At 75.6% G+C, this 18,130-nt stretch carries 18 protein-coding genes; 17 read left to right on the top strand and 1 reads right to left on the bottom strand.

Going from position 1 to position 18,130, the window contains the following annotated elements; genetic code table 11:
• Window positions 1-10 precede the first annotated feature (10 nt).
• The 10 genes from folE (at window position 11) to ATJ88_RS15520 (ending at window position 10,814) form a co-directional block, all read left to right on the top strand.
• Window positions 11-598 carry a GTP cyclohydrolase I FolE gene (gene folE, locus ATJ88_RS15565; protein WP_098465410.1) on the top strand — a complete coding sequence of 196 codons (588 nt, stop codon included), beginning with the start codon at window positions 11-13 and terminating at the stop codon, window positions 596-598.
• Window positions 599-601: 3 nt separating this feature from the next.
• A complete protein-coding gene (gene folP / locus ATJ88_RS15560) occupies window positions 602-1,540 on the top strand; it encodes a dihydropteroate synthase (RefSeq protein ID WP_098464610.1) in 939 nt (312 codons plus the stop codon).
• Window positions 1,537-3,885 (top strand): 2-amino-4-hydroxy-6-hydroxymethyldihydropteridine diphosphokinase, encoded by a 2,349-nt coding sequence (folK, locus tag ATJ88_RS19050; protein ID WP_098464609.1) that lies wholly within the window; start codon window positions 1,537-1,539, stop codon window positions 3,883-3,885. Before folP ends, folK begins: the two co-directional genes overlap by 4 nt.
• 1 nt (window position 3,886) lies before the next feature.
• Window positions 3,887-4,360 carry a DUF3180 domain-containing protein gene (locus ATJ88_RS15550; RefSeq protein WP_098464608.1) on the top strand — a complete coding sequence of 158 codons (474 nt, stop codon included), beginning with the start codon at window positions 3,887-3,889 and terminating at the stop codon, window positions 4,358-4,360.
• 88 nt (window positions 4,361-4,448) lie between these two features.
• Window positions 4,449-4,970, top strand: coding sequence for a PH domain-containing protein (locus ATJ88_RS15545; RefSeq protein ID WP_098464607.1), 522 nt, complete (start codon window positions 4,449-4,451; stop codon window positions 4,968-4,970).
• Window positions 4,967-6,622: a PH domain-containing protein gene (locus ATJ88_RS15540; protein WP_098464606.1), complete on the top strand. Its 1,656-nt coding sequence runs from the start codon at window positions 4,967-4,969 to the stop codon at window positions 6,620-6,622. Before ATJ88_RS15545 ends, ATJ88_RS15540 begins: the two co-directional genes overlap by 4 nt.
• Window positions 6,619-7,596 carry a Rossmann-like and DUF2520 domain-containing protein gene (locus ATJ88_RS15535; RefSeq protein ID WP_098464605.1) on the top strand — a complete coding sequence of 326 codons (978 nt, stop codon included), beginning with the start codon at window positions 6,619-6,621 and terminating at the stop codon, window positions 7,594-7,596. The genes ATJ88_RS15540 and ATJ88_RS15535 overlap by 4 nt, the downstream gene beginning before the upstream one ends.
• Window positions 7,593-8,552, top strand: a complete 960-nt coding sequence (gene panC, locus ATJ88_RS15530; RefSeq protein ID WP_098464604.1) for a pantoate--beta-alanine ligase — start codon at window positions 7,593-7,595, stop codon at window positions 8,550-8,552. Before ATJ88_RS15535 ends, panC begins: the two co-directional genes overlap by 4 nt.
• Window positions 8,553-8,628: 76 nt before the next feature.
• Window positions 8,629-9,144 carry an aspartate 1-decarboxylase gene (gene panD / locus ATJ88_RS15525; RefSeq protein ID WP_245852683.1) on the top strand — a complete coding sequence of 172 codons (516 nt, stop codon included), beginning with the start codon at window positions 8,629-8,631 and terminating at the stop codon, window positions 9,142-9,144.
• Entirely contained in the window at window positions 9,141-10,814 is a 1,674-nt protein-coding gene (locus ATJ88_RS15520; protein WP_098464603.1) for an L-aspartate oxidase, read from the top strand. The genes panD and ATJ88_RS15520 overlap by 4 nt, the downstream gene beginning before the upstream one ends.
• Window positions 10,815-10,953: 139 nt before the next feature.
• Here ATJ88_RS15520 and nadC read toward each other — a convergent pair whose 3' ends face one another.
• Window positions 10,954-11,907, bottom strand: coding sequence for a carboxylating nicotinate-nucleotide diphosphorylase (gene nadC, locus ATJ88_RS15515; protein WP_098464602.1), 954 nt, complete (start codon window positions 11,905-11,907; stop codon window positions 10,954-10,956).
• A 196-nt stretch (window positions 11,908-12,103) separates the two neighbouring features.
• Here nadC and lysS point away from each other — a divergent pair, with 196 nt between their 5' ends.
• The 7 genes from lysS (at window position 12,104) to ATJ88_RS15480 (ending at window position 18,047) form a co-directional block, all read left to right on the top strand.
• Window positions 12,104-13,618, top strand: a complete 1,515-nt coding sequence (lysS, locus tag ATJ88_RS15510) for a lysine--tRNA ligase (protein ID WP_098464601.1) — start codon at window positions 12,104-12,106, stop codon at window positions 13,616-13,618.
• 11 nt (window positions 13,619-13,629) lie between these two features.
• The gene (locus ATJ88_RS15505; protein ID WP_098464600.1) at window positions 13,630-13,815 is read left to right on the top strand and encodes a hypothetical protein; all 186 of its coding nucleotides are present in this window, start codon (window positions 13,630-13,632) and stop codon (window positions 13,813-13,815) included.
• Window positions 13,816-13,890: 75 nt separating this feature from the next.
• Window positions 13,891-14,226, top strand: a complete 336-nt coding sequence (locus tag ATJ88_RS15500) for a histone-like nucleoid-structuring protein Lsr2 (protein ID WP_098464599.1) — start codon at window positions 13,891-13,893, stop codon at window positions 14,224-14,226.
• Between the two features lie 100 nt (window positions 14,227-14,326).
• Complete coding sequence (locus tag ATJ88_RS15495) at window positions 14,327-15,388, top strand: lactonase family protein (protein WP_098464598.1); 1,062 nt, start codon at window positions 14,327-14,329, stop codon at window positions 15,386-15,388.
• Complete coding sequence (mshA, locus tag ATJ88_RS15490) at window positions 15,385-16,695, top strand: D-inositol-3-phosphate glycosyltransferase (RefSeq protein WP_211287527.1); 1,311 nt, start codon at window positions 15,385-15,387, stop codon at window positions 16,693-16,695. Before ATJ88_RS15495 ends, mshA begins: the two co-directional genes overlap by 4 nt.
• 63 nt (window positions 16,696-16,758) lie before the next feature.
• The gene (locus ATJ88_RS15485) at window positions 16,759-17,199 is read left to right on the top strand and encodes a nitroreductase family deazaflavin-dependent oxidoreductase (RefSeq protein ID WP_098464597.1); all 441 of its coding nucleotides are present in this window, start codon (window positions 16,759-16,761) and stop codon (window positions 17,197-17,199) included.
• 107 nt (window positions 17,200-17,306) lie between these two features.
• Complete coding sequence (locus ATJ88_RS15480; RefSeq protein WP_098464596.1) at window positions 17,307-18,047, top strand: phosphoglyceromutase; 741 nt, start codon at window positions 17,307-17,309, stop codon at window positions 18,045-18,047.
• The last annotated feature ends 83 nt before the right edge of the window (window positions 18,048-18,130 follow it).

Raw genomic sequence — 18,130 nt, 5'->3', positions numbered from 1 at the left:
GTCGCTCGGGATGCGCGCCGCCGCCGACGTGCCCCCGTACGACGAGGCCCGGGCCGAGGCCGCCGTGCGCGAGCTGCTGCTCGCCGTCGGCGAGGACCCGGACCGCGAGGGCCTCAAGGACACGCCGGCGCGCGTGGCGCGCGCCTACCGGGAGATCTTCGCGGGCCTGCGCCAGGAGCCGGAGGAGGTGCTGACCACCACCTTCGACATCGGCCACGAGGAGATGGTGCTGGTCAAGGACATCGAGGTGTACTCCACCTGCGAGCACCACCTCGTGCCGTTCCACGGCGTCGCGCACATCGGGTACATCCCCAGCACGGACGGCCGCATCACGGGCCTGTCGAAGCTGGCGCGGCTCGTCGAGGTGTTCGCACGTCGCCCGCAGGTGCAGGAACGCCTGACGACCCAGATCGCGGACTCGCTGGTGCGCATCCTCGACCCGCGCGGCGTCATCGTCGTCGTGGAGTGCGAGCACCTGTGCATGTCGATGCGCGGGGTCCGCAAGCCGGGGGCGCGGACGGTGACGTCGGCCGTGCGCGGCGGCATGCAGAACGCGGCCACCCGGGCCGAGGCGATGAGCCTGATCCTCGGGCGGTAGCCGATGCTCACTCGCGACGTCGGGGTCGCCGGCCTCCCGGAGCTGTCGGGTACGGGTCGCTGCCTGGTGATGGGCGTGGTCAACATCACGCCGGACTCGTTCTCCGACGGCGGGGAGTGGTTCGAGCCCGAGGCGGGCGTCCGGCACGGCCTGGACCTGCTGGCCGAGGGCGCGGACATCCTCGACGTCGGAGGGGAGTCGACCCGTCCGGGGTCCGCGCGGGTCACCGAGGAGGAGGAGCTCGCGCGCGTCATCCCGGTCATCGGCCGGCTGGCGGCAGCGGGCGCCGTGGTGTCCGTCGACACGACGCGTTCCCGGGTGGCGGCCGAGTCGGTCGCGGCGGGCGCGCGGATCGTCAACGACGTCTCCGGGGGCCTCGCCGACCCGGCGATGGCCGACGTCGTCGCCCGCACCGGTGTCGCCTACGTGGCCATGCACTGGCGCGGTCACAGCGACGTCATGGACGACCTCGAGGTGTACGACGACGTCGTCGCGGACGTCCGCGACGAGCTCGCGCAGCGGCTCGACGCGCTGCACGCGGCAGGCGTCGCGCCGGAGCAGGTGATCCTCGACCCGGGCCTCGGCTTCTCCAAGGCGGGGGCACTGAACTGGCCCCTGCTGGCCCACCTGGACGCCCTGGGGTCCCTGGGGCGCCCGATCCTCGTGGGGGCCTCCCGCAAACGGTTCCTGGGACACCTCCTGGCCCGCCCGGCCGCCGCCGGCCGGGCCGAGCCGGTGCCGCCCGCGGCCCGCGACCACGCGACCGCGGCGGTCTCCGCCCTGGCGGCGCGGGCGGGCGCCTGGTGCGTGCGCGTGCACGCCGCGCGGGCGAGCGTGGACGCCGTCCACGTGGCCGCGGCGTGGGAGGATGCCGCCCGCACCATCGACGACGACCCGGTGCGCCGCGCGGCGCACCCGCAGCACACGGAGGCACCCGAGTGACGTACGCCGAGACCGTGGTGGGGCCCGACGGGCACCCGCTCGACCAGATCCGGCTGACCGGGGTGACCGCCGTCGGCCACCACGGCGTGCTGCCGGCCGAGCGGGTCGAGGGGCAGACGTTCCGCGCGGACGTCGTGCTGCACCTCGACACGTCCGCCGCGGCCGTGTCGGACGACCTGGACGCCACCGTGAGCTACGCGGAGGTCGCCGAGGACGTGCACGCGATCCTCGCCGGCGACCCGGTGGACCTCGTGGAGACCGTCGCCGAGCGCATCGCCGCGGCCGTGCTGGCACGCCCCGCGGTGCACGCGGTCGACGTGCGCGTCCACAAGCCCCAGGCGCCGATCAGCGTCCCGTTCGAGGACGTCGAGATCGTCGTCCGGCGTGACCGTCAGCGCCTGCCGGCGGTCCCCGCCCCGGTGCTCCGCGACGTCGAGCAGCCCGCTCCCGTCGAGGTGGCGCCGTCCCCGGCCCTCGCGCTCGTGCCCGACCTCGCCGACGACGAGGGCGAGGCGTCACCCGTCGACGCCGCGGAGCTCGCGGTGCCCGCGCCGCCCGAGCCGGAGCAGCCCGAGCCCGAGCCCGTCGTGGACCCCCTGGACGCGGCGCCCGCGACCGCGGTGGACGCCGTCATCGCGCTCGGCGCGAACCTCGGCGACCCGCAGGGCACCCTGCGTGCCGCCGTCACCGACATCGACCGGGTCCCCGGCGTGCAGGTCATGGAGGTCTCGCCGCTGGCCCGGACCGCCGCCGTCGGCCCGGAGCAGCCCGACTACCTCAACGCGGTCCTCATCGTGCGCACCTCGCTGTCACCGCGCGACCTGCTGAGCGTCTGCCAGGAGGTGGAGCTGCTCCACGGCCGCGTCCGCGAGGAGCGGTGGGGTCCGCGCACGCTCGACGTCGACGTCGTCCAGTACGGCTCGCTCACGGCGACGTCCCACGACCTCGACCTGCCGCACCCGCGTGCGCACGAGCGGGCCTTCGTGCTCGTCCCGTGGGCCGAGCTGGACCCGGAGGCCGTGCTCGGCGGGCTCGGCGGCGGTCCCGTCGCGCAGCTCGCCGCCACCGCCCCGGACCGCGGCGGCATCCGCTGGCTCGCGCTCGACTGGCTGACGGAGCCCGCCCTGACCGGCGCGGTCCCGGTCCAGCCGGAGCCGGCCGACGAGCCCGCCGAGGACGCCCCGGCCGCGGCACCGTCGGAGGAGCCGCAGCACGGCGCGCACGCGACCGACCAGTCCCACGGCACCGAGCAGTCCCACGGCGAGCCGACGCCCCCGTGGGGCGCGCCGCAGCCGCCGGCCTGGGAGCCGGAGCAGCAGCCCGGCCCGGACCCGGAGCAGCCCCAGGCGTGGGCCCCGGAGCAGGTCCAGGCGCCGGTGCGGCACGAGCAGCCCCAGCAGCCCGCCGTGTGGACGCCGGAGCAGCAGCCCGAGCAGCCGCAGGCGTGGGTCCCCGAGCAGCGGCCGGAGGAGCCGCAGGCGTGGGTCCCCGAGCAGCAGCCCCAGCCGCCGGTGTGGACCCCGGAGCAGGTGCCGCCCGAGCCGCGGCACCCGCAGGTGGCGACGCCGCAGGAGTGGTCGCCCGAGCAGCCGCAGGCCTGGCAGCCCGAGCAGCCGACCGCGGACGTGCAGCCCGCCCCCGAGCCGGCTCCGTTGTGGTCGCCGCAGCAGGTCCCGGCCGAGCCGCAGGCGCCCGCCGCGCCCGTGTGGACCCCGGAGCCCGCGGCCGAGCAGCCCGTCACCTGGACGCCCGAGCAGCCGTCCCGGCCCGCCTGGGAGCAGCCCCCGACCCAGGAGTGGGCGCCGGAGCGGCCGCAGACCTGGTCCCCGGCACCCGAGCAGCCGCAGGCGTGGGAGCCGCCGGCGCCCGCCGGCGTCGTCGAGTCCACCCCGTGGGGTCCGGCCGGCGGGACCCCCGACGCCGCCTCGGCGACGCCGCCCGCCCTGTCCGTCCCCGCCGCGCCGTCGTTCGCGGCGCAGCCCGCCGGGCGCGCTGCCGAGCAGCACCGGTCCGAGGCCCGGCAGTCGGAGCAGTACCAACAGGAGCAGTACCGGCAGGAGCAGTTCCGGCCCGAGGACCACCACCCGGGCCACCCCGCGCCGGAGCAGTACCGGCCCGAGCGGTTCCAGACCGAGCCGGCCGCAGCCTCGCAGCCGTACCGTCCCGAGGCCTACGGGCCCCCGGCGACGATCCCGGTGTTCGCCGAGCGGCAGGAGCCGCCCGCCTACCTGCCGGACGCCCAGGGCCCCGCACAGCCGCTGCCCGTCGCGTCCGTCCAGGTGCCGCCGTCGGTGCCGCCGCAGGGCGCGGGCGGGTTCGGCGCCGACCCCGCGGGACGCGCCTGACGTGCGACGCACCCGGGTCCGCACCCTCGCCGGCCTGACGCTCCTCGTCGCCGTCGGGGGCGCCGCGGTCCTGCGGCTCCTCGAGGGCCGCGGCACGTACCTGCCCGGCGCCGCCTGGGTCGAGGTCGTCGCCCTCGTGCTGCTGGCCTGCCTGGTCCTGTGGGCCGGGTGGGGCGTGCGCGCCTACCTCCGGGGGGACCGCCCGAGCCTCGACGGGCTGCGCGCGGCCCGCACCTTCGCGATGGCGAAGGCGGCCGCGTACACCGGGGCGCTCCTCGCGGGCCGCTACGCCGCCGCCGTGATCGTCGTGCTGCCCCAGCTCGAGGTCGAGGCGCGGCGCGACCAGGCGATCGTCTCGGGCGTCGCGGCCCTCGCCGCGGTCGGGCTCGCCGTCGTCGGGCTCGTCGTCGAGAAGTTCTGCCAGCTGCCCCCGCCGGACGACGGCGCCGAGGACGCCGAGCCGCTGGCGTCCTGACCCTCCGGCGTCCGCGGCGCTCCGGCGCCCGGCGGCGCCACGGCGTCCCGGGCACGTCGGCCGCGCCGGGGAATGACAAGATGGGCCCATGAGCAGCACCGATCCCGCGGCCGACGACCCCGAGGCGGTCCGGGGGCCGTTCGCCCCCGCCGGCGTGGAGTGGACGCGCGTCTCGGACCGGCTGGTGCCGGTCCGGCTCCTCCTCGTGTCCCTGTGGCTGGGCCTGCCCGCGCTGGTGTGCGCCGTCCTGGCGGTCGTCGTCACGCCGTGGCTGTGGATCCCCGTCGCGGCGCTGGTCCTCCCGCTGGTGTGGGCGCTGCTGGTGATCCCGCGGCAGGTGCGCGCCATCGGGTACGCCGAGCGCGACGACGACCTCCTCATCGTCAAGGGCATCCTGTTCCGCCAGCTCGTCGTGGTGCCGTACGGCCGGATGCAGTTCGTGGACGTGACCGCCGGCCCGTTGGCGCGGCGCTTCGGCATCGCGACGGTGCAGCTCCACACCGCAGCGGCCAGCTCCGACGCCGAGATCCCGGGGCTCGCCCCGCAGGAGGCGGAGCGTCTGCGCGACCGCCTCACGGCCCGCGGCGAGGCGAGGCTGGCCGGCCTGTGAGCGCGGACGGCACCACGACGGGGGCCGGCACGCCGGCGGACGGGACGGGCACCGACGACGACCGGCGGTGGAGGCGCGTGCACCCGGTGACGCCGCTGGTGCGTACCTGGGCGGCGTTCGTCGCGCTGCTGTTCGTCCTGGGGAACCAGGCGATCGACTCGGTCGAGGTCGCCGGTGAGGTCGCGGGCCAGGTGGCGCGGTTCTGGTGGGCGGCGGTGCTCGCCGTCCTGCTGTTCCTCGGGGTCGTGGTCGGCTTCACGGTGCTCGCGTGGCGCATGACGACGTACGCGGTCGACGACGACGCCGCGCACCTGCGCAAGGGCATCCTGTTCCGCCAGCAGCGGCACGCCCGCCTCGACCGGCTGCAGGCGGTCGACGTGCGCCAGCCCCTGGTGGCGCGGCTGTTCGGGCTGGCCGAGCTCTCCCTGGAGGTCGCCGGCGGTGCCGACTCGGCGGTGACCATCGGGTTCCTGCGCATCGACGACGCGAACCAGCTCCGGGCCGAGATCCTCGCCCGTGCGGCGGGCGTCAAGGCCCGCAAGGCACGGACCGGCGCCGGGGACGGCGCACCCGTGGGGACGGCGGGCGCCGCGGTCGACCGTTCCGACGTCGCGGCGGGGCAGAGCGCGGCGGTCGCGGCGGACGGCGGTGCCGGTGCGGACGTCGTGTCGCCCGCGGGCGACGACGTGCCGGCGGTGCGCACCCCCGACGCGGACGCCGCGGACTTGCCCGCGCTGGAGGCGCCGGAGAACCTCGTCTACGAGGTGCCGCCGTCGCGGCTCGTCGTGTCGCTGCTGCGGCTGCCGGTGGTGTGGCTGATCCTGCTGGCGTTCGGCGGTCTGGGCGTCGCGGTGGGCGTGACCCGCAACTTCGGTCTGCTGGGCTCGGTCCTGCCGGGTCTGCTCGGTGGTGGCGCCTACCTGTTCAGCCGGTTCGCGGGCGAGTTCGGGTTCCGGGCGGCGATCTCGCCGGACGGCATCCGGCTGCGCCACGGCCTGCTGGAGACGCGCGCGCAGACGATCCCGCCGGGGCGGGTGCAGGCCCTGTCGATCACGCAGGGCTTCTGGTGGCGCGGCAAGGGCTGGTGGCGCGTCAAGGTGAACGTCGCCGGGTACGGCACCGAGGGCAACGACACCCAGCACGTCCTGCTGCCGGTGGGACCGCGCGACGAGGCGCTGACGGCGCTGTGGCTGGTGCTGCCGGACCTGCGCACCGACGAGGTGGCGCCGCTGCTCGACGAGGGGCTGACGGGCGACGCCCGCACGGATTCCGTGTTCGTCACGAGCCCGCGGCGTGCGCGGCTGTTCGACCCGTGGAGCTGGCGCCGCAACGGGTTCGCCGTGGCGGACCGCGTGCTGCTGCTGCGCACCGGTCGCCTGACCCGCAGCCTCGTCGTCGTCCCGCACGAGCGCACCCAGTCCCTCGGGCTGGAGCAGGGTCCGTGGCAGCGGCGCCGCGGTCTGACGACGTTCGCCGTGCACTCGACGCCCGGCCCGGTCGCGCCGCGGGTGCCGCACCTCGACGACGCGGACGCCGCCGGGCTGCTGGCCGCGCAGGCGGTGCGTGCCCGCACGGCGCGCGCGCACCAGCCGCCGGAACGCTGGATGGAGGCGGTCGCCGAGCTGGCGCCCACCGGGACGGAGCAGGGATGACGGAGCTGCCGCCGTCGGTGACGCCGGCCGGGGACCCGGCGTCCCGGCCGGGCCGCCTGGGAGTGGGGATCGTCGGCGCGGGCCGTGTCGGGGCCGTGCTGGGTAGCGCCCTGCGGTCCGCGGGGCACGCCGTCGTGGGCGCGTCGGGGGTCTCGGCCGAGTCCCGGGAGCGCATCGCGACGCTGCTGCCCGGCGTCCCCCACCTGGAGGTCACGGAGGTCGTGGAGCGCGCCGAGCTGGTGCTGCTCGCGGTGCCCGACGACGCCCTGGGCGACCTCGTCGCGGGCCTCGCCGAGGTGGGGGCCTGGCAGGCCGGCCAGCTCGCCGTCCACACGTCCGGCCGCTACGGCATCGGCGTGCTGGAGCCCGCCCGCCGCGCCGGGGCGATCCCGCTCGCCGTGCACCCCGCGATGACGTTCTCCGGGATGTCCCTCGACCTCGCCCGGCTCGTGGGCTGCACGTTCGCGGTGACCGCGCCCGCCGCGGTGCTGCCCATCGCGCAGGCGCTCGTCGTCGAGCTCGGCGGGGACCCCGTCGTCGTCGACGAGGACGCCCGCGGGCTCTACCACGCGGCCCTCGCGCACGGCGCGAACCACCTCGTGGTGCTGGTGGCGCAGGCCGCGCAGGCGCTCGAGGCCGCGGGCGTGGAGCGTCCCGGGCGCGTCCTGGCCCCGCTGCTCGGCGCGGCCCTCGACGGCGCGACCCGGGCCGCCGACCTGCGCGACGGTGTCGGTCCCGGCGCGATCTCCGCGCTCACCGGGCCGGTGTCCCGCGGCGACGCGGGGACGGTCACGACCCACCTCGCCGCGCTGGGCGACCTCGCCACCCGTACCGGGGCCACCGACGTCCCGGAGTCCTACTCCGTGCTCGCCCGCGGCGCCACGCGCCGTGCGCTCGCGAGCCACCGCATCGACGCCGACGCCGCGCGCACGCTGCTCGACGTCCTCGACGACACCCCCCGGGAGCAGCCATGACCGACGACACCCCCGACGACACCGCGCCGGCGCCCGGCCCCGTCGTGGTGAGCACCCGCGCGGAGCTGCGCGACGCGCTCTCCGCGTGGACCCTCAGCGGCCCGGAGCCGACGGACCGTCGAGCGGTCGTCATGACGATGGGCGCGCTGCACGACGGCCACCTGGAGCTCGTCCGGCGGGCCCGGCAGGAGGCGGGCCCCACCGGGCAGGTCGTCGTGACGATCTTCGTCAACCCGCTGCAGTTCGGGGCCGGCGAGGACCTGGAGAAGTACCCGCGCGACCTCGCCGGCGACGTCGCGCTGCTCGCCGGGGTGGGCGCGGACCTCGTGTTCGCGCCGACGCCGGACGTCGTCTACCCGGACGGGGACCCCGTGGTGCGGGTCAGCGCGGGACGCATCGGCGAGGTGCTGGAGGGCGCGTTCCGTCCCGGGCACCTCGACGGCGTGCTCACCGTGGTGCTCAAGCTGCTGCAGCTGACCCGGCCCGACGTCGCGCTGTTCGGGCAGAAGGACGCCCAGCAGCTCCTCGCGGTGCGCCGCATGGCCCGCGACCTGGACCTGCCCGTCGAGGTCGTGGGGGTGCCGACGCGGCGCGAGGACGACGGCCTGGCGATGTCGTCGCGCAACGCCTACCTGTCGGACGCCGAGCGGACCTCCGCGCTCGCGCTGTCCCAGGCGCTGCGCGGCGGGGGGCTGGAGGCCGCGGCCGGGCACGGCGTGGCGGCCGTCCTGGCGACCGCGTCGGGAATCCTCAACGCCGCCCCGGACGTTGTGGTGGACTACCTCGCGCTCGTCGACCCGGCTACCGTGGAGGAGGTGCCCGCCGACCACACCGGTGACGCGCTGCTGCTCGTCGCGGCGCGCGTGGGTACCACCCGACTGATCGACAACCAGGCCGTCGACGTCGCGCCCCCGCAGGAGGACGACGCCGCAGGCCAGGAGGCAACTCGTGACTGACGTGAACGCCCAGGGCGTCGCCGCGGGCGATGCGCACCGAGCCCCGGTGCGCCGTCCGGCGTCGCTCCAGCGACCCATGATGATCGGCAAGATCCACCGTGCCACGGTGACGCAGGCGGACCTGCACTACGTGGGATCCATCACGGTCGACACCGACCTGCTGGACGCCGCCGACCTCATCCCCGGGCAGCAGGTGGACGTCGTGGACGTCACCAACGGCGCCCGCCTGACGACGTACGTCATCCCCGGCGAGCCGGGCTCGGGCCAGATCAGCATCAACGGTGCGGCCGCGCACCTGGTGAGCCCGGGCGACGTCGTCATCATCATCGCGTACGGCATGCTGTCGGACCGCGACGCCCGCACGTTCCTGCCGAACGTCGTGTTCGTCGACGGCGACAACCGCATCGTCGAGGTGCACGACGACCCGGGGCACGCCCCCGACGGCTTCGGGCTGCTCGAGTCGGGCGTGCCCGCCGAGCCGTACCAGGCCGCCGGGCTGGTGCGCACCGCCTCCGGGCGGGCCGCGGCGGCCGGCGGGATCGACGCAGGTCACGACGCACGTCTCGCCGACGCCGGTTCGACGGCTCGGTGACGCCGGCCCGCCTCGCGCGCTCCCTCGCGGCCCCCGGACCGGGCTGGACGACGCACGCCGACGCCGTGGTCGTGGGCTCCGGCATCGCCGGGCTGACGGCCGCGCTGGAGCTGCGCAGCCGGGTGCCGCGCGTCCTGCTCGTCACCAAGGCGGAGCTGTCGTCGGGGTCGACGGTGTGGGCGCAGGGCGGCATCGCGGCCGTCCTGGACCCGTCCGACACCCCTGCGGCGCACCTGCACGACACGCTGGTGGCGGGCGTGGGCCTGAGCGACCCCGAGGCCGTGGAGGTGCTGGTCACCGAGGGCCCGGAGCGGGTGCACGAGCTCGTGGCGCGGGGCGCCGCCTTCGACCGGGCCGAGGACGGCGGGATCGCGCTCACCCGGGAGGGCGGGCACCGCGCGGACCGGATCGCGCACGCCGGCGGCGACGCGACGGGCGCGGAGATCTCCCGCGCGCTGGTGGCGCAGATCGAGGCGGTCCAGGACGACCCCGGCATCGAGGTCATCGAGAACGCGCTCGTGCTGGACGTCCTCACGGGCGCGCCGGACGCGGCGGGGGAGCGGCCCGTCGCGGGCGTGACGCTGCACGTGCGCGGCACGGGCTCCCGCGACGGCGTCGGCGCCGTCCTGGCCCCCGTGGTGGTGCTCGCCACCGGAGGCGTCGGGCAGGTGTTCCGCTCCTCGACCAACCCGCCCGGCGCGACCGCCGACGGCATCGCCGCGGCCCTGCGCGCCGGCGCCGTCGTGGGCGACCTCGAGTTCGTGCAGTTCCACCCCACCGTGCTGTGGCTCGGCGCGGGCGCCCGCGGCCAGCTCCCCCTCATCTCCGAGGCGGTGCGCGGCGAGGGCGCCCACCTGCTCGACGTCGAGGGCCACCGGTTCATGCCGGGTGTGCACGAGCTCGCCGAGCTCGCACCCCGCGACGTCGTCGCGCACGCCATCGTGCGGCAGATGGACGCCACGGGCGCCGACCACGTCCTGCTCGACGCGCGGCCGCTCGGCCGGGACTTCCTGGCCCGTCGGTTCCCCGGCATCACCGCGCGCCTCGCGCAGGCGGGGATCGACTGGTCCGAGGAGCCGGTGCCGGTGGCACCCGCCCAGCACTACCACTCGGGCGGCGTCGTCACCGACCTGCGAGGGCGCACCTCCGTGCCCGGCCTGTACGCCGTCGGCGAGGTCGCGTGCACGGGTGTGCACGGCGCGAACCGGCTCGCGTCGAACTCGCTGCTCGAAGGGCTGGTGTTCGCCTACCGGGCGGCCCGGGACGTCGTCGCGCGCCTCGACGCCGGCGATCTGCCCACCGTCGACCCGGTGGAGCGTCCCGGTGGCTCCGCGCTCGTCGCGGCGGCCGCCCGCTCCCGGGTGCAGCGCATCACGTCCGACGGCGCCGGCCCGATCCGCTCCGCGGAGTCGCTGGCGCTCGCCGACGCGAAGCTCGCCGGGGTGACGACCACCGCCCACGAGGCGGCCGGCGTCGTCGCCGTCCCGCAGACCGCCGAGTGGGAGACGACGAACGTGCACCAGGTGGCCCGTGCGCTGGTCCGCGCGGCCGCGGTGCGCACGGAGAGCCGCGGGGGCCACTTCCGCGCGGACTTCCCGACGTCGGACCCGGCGTGGGAGCGGCGCGTCACCGCCCGCCTCGACGACGACGGCGTCCTGCACACCGCCTGACCCTGCGCTGACTCGGCGTACGGAGCGCTGACTCGGCGACAGCTGCGCTGACTCGGCGGGTCCTGCGCTGACTCGCGAGTCAGCGCGGGTTCCCGCCACTCAGCGCAAGTTCGCGCGAGTCAGCGCAGCCACCGGCCACTCAGCGCAGCGACGCGGGGTGGAGGTCGAGCGCGAGGTCGAGGATCGGCGCGGAGTGGGTGAGCGCGCCGACGGACAGGTAGTCGACGCCCGTGGCGGCGACCTCGCGCGCCCGGTCCAGCGTGAGGTTGCCCGTCGCCTCCAGCTCGACGCGGGCGGGTACGCCGTCGCGGCCCTGGCGCTCGCGGACGGCGGTGACGGTCGCCGCGAGGACGGGCGTCGGCATGTTGTCGAGCAGGAGGAAGTCGGCCCCGGCGTCGAGGGCCTCCATGGCCTGGGCGGTGGTGTCGGCCTCGACCTGCACGAGGACGTCGGGGAAGGTGCCCCGGACGGCCTCGACGGCGGCGCGCACGGACCCGGCGGCGACGACGTGGTTGTCCTTGACCATGGCGACGTCGTACAGGCCCATGCGCTTGTTGGTGCCGCCGCCGGCGCGCACGGCGTACTTGTCGAGGGCGCGCAGCCCGGGGGTGGTCTTGCGGGTGTCGAGGACCTGCGCGCCGGTGCCGGCGAGCTCGCGGGCGAACGCGGCGGTGGCGGTGGCGACGCCGGAGGCGCGGGACGCGAGGTTGAGCATGGTGCGCTCGGCGACGAGCAGCACCTGCGTGGGCCCGGTCAGGCGGGCGAGGAGCGTGCCGGGCGCGACCGCGTCGCCGTCCTGGGCGTGGAACGTGACGTCGGGCACGGGCAGCCCGAGCCGGCCGGCGGTCTGCGCGAGGGTCTCGGCGACGACGACGAGCCCGGCCACCGTGCCGGCCTCGCGGGCGACGAGGTCGGCGGTGCCGGTGGCCGACGGCGGGATCGTGGCCTGGGTGGTGACGTCGCGGCCGGGTGCGGCGCCGAGGTCCTCGTCGAGCGCGACGGTCACGGTGCGGGCGACCCATGCGTCGTCGAGCGGGGGCTCGACGACGGAGGGCGAGGCGTGCACGGGCCGGGGCGCGTCGGTGGGGGTCACGCGGCAACGGTACCGGCGTCGCGCTCCGTCCCCGTCCGTGGGGCCGCCGGGTCCGTCGCGCCCGGCCCCGCCGCCGTCGGTCGCCGCGGGTGCGCCTCGCCGGTGGTGCCGCGAGGCCACCCTGGCCCGGGACGCCGGGCCTCCGCCTCCCGGGACGCCGGGCCTCCGCCTCCCGGGACGCCCGTAGAATCGTCGGGTGACCACCCTCGAGAACACTGATGCCGCCGTGCCCGACGACCTGCCCGAGCAGCTGCGCGTCCGCCGCGAGAAGCGCGACCGCATCATCGCCGAGGGTGGCGAGGCCTACCCGGTGAACCTGCCGATCACCGACACGATCGCGCAGGTCCGCGCGACGTACGGGCACCTGGAGGCGGGTGTCGAGACGGACACCGTCGTCGGCGTGGCCGGCCGCGTGGTCTTCCAGCGCAACACGGGCAAGCTGTGCTTCGTCACGCTGCAGGACGGCGAGGGCAACCGCCTGCAGGCGATGCTGTCGCTGAACGCGGTGGGCGAGGACGCGCTGGCGGCCTACAAGTCCGACGTCGACCTCGGCGACCACCTGTTCGTGCAGGGTCGCGTCGGCGCGTCCCGCCGCGGTGAGCTGAGCGTGTTCGCGGACTCGTGGCAGCTCGCCGCGAAGGCGCTGCGCCCCCTGCCGGTGCTGCACAAGGACCTGTCGGAGGAGGCGCGCGTCCGTCAGCGGTACGTCGACCTCATCGCGCGCCCGGCGGCGCGGGACATGGTGCGGGTGCGCGCGGGCGTGGTGCGCTCGCTGCGGGAGAACTTCCACCGGCGCGACTTCCTCGAGGTCGAGACGCCGATGCTGCAGGCGGTCGCGTCGGGTGCGTCGGCCCGTCCTTTCTCGACGCACATGAACGCGTACGACATGGACCTGTTCCTGCGCATCGCCCCGGAGATCTTCCTCAAGAAGGCCGTCGTCGGCGGTGTGGAGCGCGTCTTCGAGATCAACCGCAACTTCCGCAACGAGGGCGCGGACTCGTCGCACTCGCCGGAGTTCGCGATGGTGGAGGCGTACGAGTCGTACGGCGACTACGACACGATGGCGGCGCTGACGCGCGATCTCGTGCAGACGGCGGCGAACGACGTGTTCGGCACGACGCTGGTGACCCTCGTCGACGGCGAGGAGTACGACCTCGGCGGGCAGTGGGCGGACATCAAGATGTACGACTCGTTGTCGGAGGCGGTCGGTGAGGAGATCACGCCGGAGACGTCGGTGGAGTTCCTGACCGCTCTCGCGGAGAAGGCGGAGATCTCGCTCGACCCGAAGAAGGTCAACCACGGCAAGCTCGTCGAGGAGCTGTGGGAGCACCACGTGGGCGACCACCTGCACGCGCCGACGTTCGTCCGGGACTTCCCGGTGGAGACGTCGCCGCTGACGCGCGACCACCGGTCGGTGGCGGGACAGGTCGAGAAGTGGGACCTGTACGTGCGCGGTTTCGAGCTGGCGACGGCCTACTCGGAGCTGGTGGACCCGGTCGTCCAGCGGCAGCGCTTCGAGGCGCAGGCGCGGCTGGCCGCGGCGGGCGACGACGAGGCCATGGCGCTGGACGAGGACTTCCTCACCGCGATGGAGTTCGCGATGCCGCCGGCGGGTGGTATGGGAATGGGCGTCGACCGGCTGCTCATGGCGCTCACGGGTGCCGGTATTCGAGAGACGATCCTCTTCCCGCTCGTCAAGCCGACCCACTGAGGAGAAATCGCATGGAAACGTTCTGGGCCGTGATCGCGGGACTGATCCCCTCGATCGGCGTCGGACTCCTCTTCTGGCTCGCGATGCGGAAGATCATTCGTGCCGACCGCAACGAGAGGGAGGCGCTCGATCGGGAGGCGTCCGCGGCTTCCGTCGCCGTCGAGGGGAATTCCGGGGACAATTCTTCGGTGCGTTGAGTTGACTTTCGTTTCTCCCAGGGTGCATCCTGCATTTTGACAATGCACCGGAATGCTTGGAGAGGCGGCATACGCGTGGTTCAGAAGACGAAGGTCGTGCTGATCGACGACATCGACGGCACGGAGGGTGACGAGACCGTCACGTTCGCGCTCGACGGCGTGACCTACGAGATCGACCTCACCGCGAAGCACGCGGCCGAGCTGCGTGAGTCGTTCGCGACGTGGATCGGCCACGCCCGCAAGTCGGGTCCGCGTGCCGCGGCCCGCACGACGTCGTCCGCGCGCCGTGGTCGCACGGACCGTGAGCAGCTCCAGAAGATCCGCGAGTGGGCCCGCGACAACGGGCACACCGTCAACGAGCGGGGTCGTATCCCCAGCAAGGTCCTCGAGGCCTACGAGGCGGCGCACTGACCCCCTGAGTACGCCTGCGCCCCGGTCGGACCATCCCCGGCCGGGGCGCGGTGCCGTCCGGACGGCGCCGCGAGGGCCGCCGTCCCCCTACCCTGGTCGCATGACCTTCTCGACCTCGGTCGCCCTGTGGATCGGCACGTACCCGGCCCAGGGCACGGACGCCGGCAGCGGCGAGGGCGTGTGGCACGTCGACGTGGACGTCACGACCGGCGAGCTGCGGTCGCCGACCCTCGCCACGACGCTCCCGTCGCCGTCCTTCCTCGCCCGGCACCCGGCCGCGCCGGTGCTGCTCGCCGTCTCCGAGACGGCCCCCGGCGCCCTCACCGCGCTGCGCGTCGGCCCCGGCGCCACCCTCGACCCCGTCGTCACCCTCGACTCCGGCGGCGACCACCCCTGCCACGTCACGGCGTCCGACACGTCCGTGTGGGTCGCGAACTACGGCGACGGCGTCGCCGCGGCGTGGGCGACCGGCGCGGACGGCGTGCCCCTGGCGTCCCACCACTCCCTGCACGCCGGCGAGGGCACGGGCCCCGTGGCGGACCGTCAGGAGGGCCCGCACGCCCACCAGGCGACTGTCCGGGGCGACCGGGTGCTCGTCACCGACCTCGGCGCCGACGTCGTCCGTCGCTACCCGGTCGACCCGACGCCGGACGACACCGGCGACGTCGCGGCCCGCCTCCCCGCCGGGACGGGCCCACGCCACCTCGTCGTGCTGCCGGACGGCTCGCTCGTCGTCGCGGGCGAGCTCGACGCCCGCCTGCACGTCCTGCGGCCCGCCGGCGACGGCTGGGAGCACGCGGGCAGCGTCCCCGTGTCCCCGCTGGGCGCCCCCGGCCAGGCGTACCCGGCGCACGTGACGCTCAGCGAGGACGGCACGCGCCTGCACGTGGGCCTGCGCGGACCCGACGTCCTGGCGGTGCTCGACGTCGTCGAGGGCGACCCGGTCGGGCTCGTCCACCGCGCGGACGTCCACCTCGGCGCCGGGTCCTGGCCGCGGCACCACGAGGTCGTCGCGCGGCAGGGCGACGACGAGCTGATCGTCGTGGCGCTGCAGAACAGCCAGGAGCTCGCGACCGTCCGCGTCGGCTCCGGCGGCGGCTCCGAGGTCGTGGCGCGCACCGCCTGGCCCACGCCCCCGTCGTGCGTGCTGGTGGCCCGGTGACGACGTCCGGCGGCCCGCGGGTCGCCATGCTGTCGGTCCACACCTCGCCGCTCGACCAGCCCGGCACCGGCGACGCGGGCGGCATGAACGTGTACGTGCTCGAGCTGTCCCGCGCGCTCGCGCGCCGCGGGGCGCAGGTCGAGATCTACACCCGTGCCACGTCGTCGACGCAGCCCAAGGTGGTGGACCCCGAGCCCGGGATCCGCGTCGTGCACGTCGCCGCCGGCCCCTTCGAGGGCCTCGACAAGACCGACCTGCCGGGGCAGCTCTGCGCGTTCACCGCGGGTGTGCTGCGGGCCGAGGCGCACCGCCCGGCCGGCTGGTACGACGTCGTCCACTCGCACTACTGGCTGTCCGGCGAGGTCGGCTGGCTCGCGGCCGACCGCTGGGACGTGCCGCTCGTCCACACCATGCACACCATCGCGCAGGTGAAGAACGCCGCCCTCGCCCCCGGTGACGTCCCCGAGCCGCAGGGCCGCGTCATCGGCGAGGAGCAGGTGGTCGCCGAGGCCGACGCGCTGGTGGCGTCCACCCGCGAGGAGGCGGACGACCTCGTGCGCTACTGCGGGGCCGACCCCGACACCGTGCACGTCGTCGCGCCCGGCGTCGACCTCGACGTCTTCTCGCCCGGCGACACCACCCCCGAGGGCCGCCGGGCGCTGCGCGAGCGCCTCGGCCTGCCCGCCGGACCCCTCGTGCTGTTCGCCGGTCGCGTCCAGCCCCTCAAGGGTCCCGACGTGCTCGTCCGCGCCCTCGGCGTGCTCGCCGACCACGCCGTCGAGCACGCGGGCGGTCGCGGCGACGTCGACGCGTGGCGCGACGGCGGGGGAGCGGCCGTGCCCACCCTCGTCGTGCTCGGCGGGGCCAGCGGCCGCCCCACGGCCGTGCGCGAGCTCGAGGCCCTCGCCCACCAGACCGGCGTCAGCGGGCACCTGCTCGTCCGCCCGCCCGTGCCGCGCCACGAGCTCGCCGACTGGTACCGCGCCGCCGACGTCGTCGCCGTCCCCTCCCACAACGAGTCCTTCGGGCTCGTCGCCGCCGAGGCGCAGGCGTGCGGCACCCCCGTCGTCGCGGCCGCCGTCGGGGGACTGCGCACCGTCGTCGTCGACGACGTCTCCGGCGTCCTCGTCGACGACCACAGCCCCTGGACGTGGGCGCGCGTGCTCGGCGACCTCCTCGCGGACGAGGACCGTCGCGCCCGGCTCGCGGCCGGTGCCCGCCGGGCCGCCGAACGCTTCTCCTGGGACCGCGCCGCCGCCGCCATGCTCGACGTCTACTCCCAGGCCGCGAAGACCCGCCGCGCCTGACCTGGCCCGACATCGCCGGACGCCGCGGGAATGACCCCGCCGTCCGGTGGCGTTGGCGCAGTCATGCCGATCACCGGAGAGTACGTCCCCAGCCCGACGTCGCACGCCGCCACGCAGGTCGCCGAGTACGAGGCCTCGGGCGGCGCGCGCAACAACACGATGCGCGGCAAGCCCGTGGTCATCCTCACCACCGTGGGCGCGAAGAGCGGGAAGGTGCGCAAGACCCCGCTCATGCGCGTCGAGCACGACGGCGTCTACGCCGTCGTCGCCTCCCTCGGCGGCGCGCCGCAGCACCCCGTCTGGTACCACAACGTCGTCGCGCACCCGCAGGTCGAGCTCCAGGACGGCGCGGAGAAGCACGACTACGTGGCCCGCGAGGTCACCGGCGACGAGAAGGCCCTGTGGTGGGAGCGGTCCGTCGCGGCCTGGCCCGACTACGCCGAGTACCAGAAAAAGACCGACCGCGAGATCCCCGTCCTCGTCCTGGAGCGCGCCGACTCCTGACACCCGGCCCCCCGGGTGCTGACGGCCGGTCGTGACCCCCCGGACGTCACCGTCCCGTCATCCGACCCTGGGTGCGAGGCGCGCCCGGGGCAGGGCAGGATGGACCCATGACCTACACCCTCGTGCTGCTCCGCCACGGCGAGAGCGAGTGGAACGCGAAGAACCTCTTCACCGGCTGGGTCGACGTCCCGCTGTCCGAGAAGGGCACCGCCGAGGCCACGCGCGGCGGCGAGCTCCTCAAGGAGGCCGGCGTCACCCCCGACGTGCTGCACACGTCCCTGCTGCGTCGCGCCATCATGACGGCCAACCTCGCGCTCGACGCCGCCGACCGGCACTGGATCCCGGTCAAGCGGTCGTGGCGCCTCAACGAGCGCCACTACGGCGACCTGCAGGGCAAGGACAAGAAGCAGGTCCGCGACCAGTACGGCGACGAGCAGTTCATGCTCTGGCGCCGTTCCTACGACGTGCCGCCGCCGGACATCGAGCTCGGCTCGGAGTTCTCGCAGGACTCCGACCCCCGCTACGCCGGTGAGCCGATCCCGCGCGCCGAGGCCCTCAAGCAGGTCCTCGACCGTGCGCTCCCGTACTGGGAGGGCGAGATCGTCCCCGACCTCAAGGCCGGCAAGACCGTCCTCGTGGCCGCGCACGGCAACTCGCTGCGCGCCATCGTCAAGCACCTCGACGGCATCGACGACGAGACCATCGCCGGGCTCAACATCCCCACCGGCATCCCCCTGGTCTACGAGCTCGACGAGGAGACGCTGGAGCCCACCAACCCGGGCGGCACGTACCTCGACCCGGAGGCGGCGAAGGACGCGATCGCGGCCGTCGCCAACCAGGGCAAGTAGTACGTCCGCCGGACGTCGGGCAGCAGGAAGGCCCGGCCCCAGGTCGCGTTCACGGGCGCTGCGCGCCCTGCACTTCGCGGATG

The organism is Isoptericola jiangsuensis (assembly GCF_002563715.1).
In the GTDB taxonomy this organism is placed as follows: Bacteria; Actinomycetota; Actinomycetes; order Actinomycetales; family Cellulomonadaceae; genus Isoptericola; species Isoptericola jiangsuensis.
This window is presented reverse-complemented; position numbering and strand designations above follow the sequence as displayed.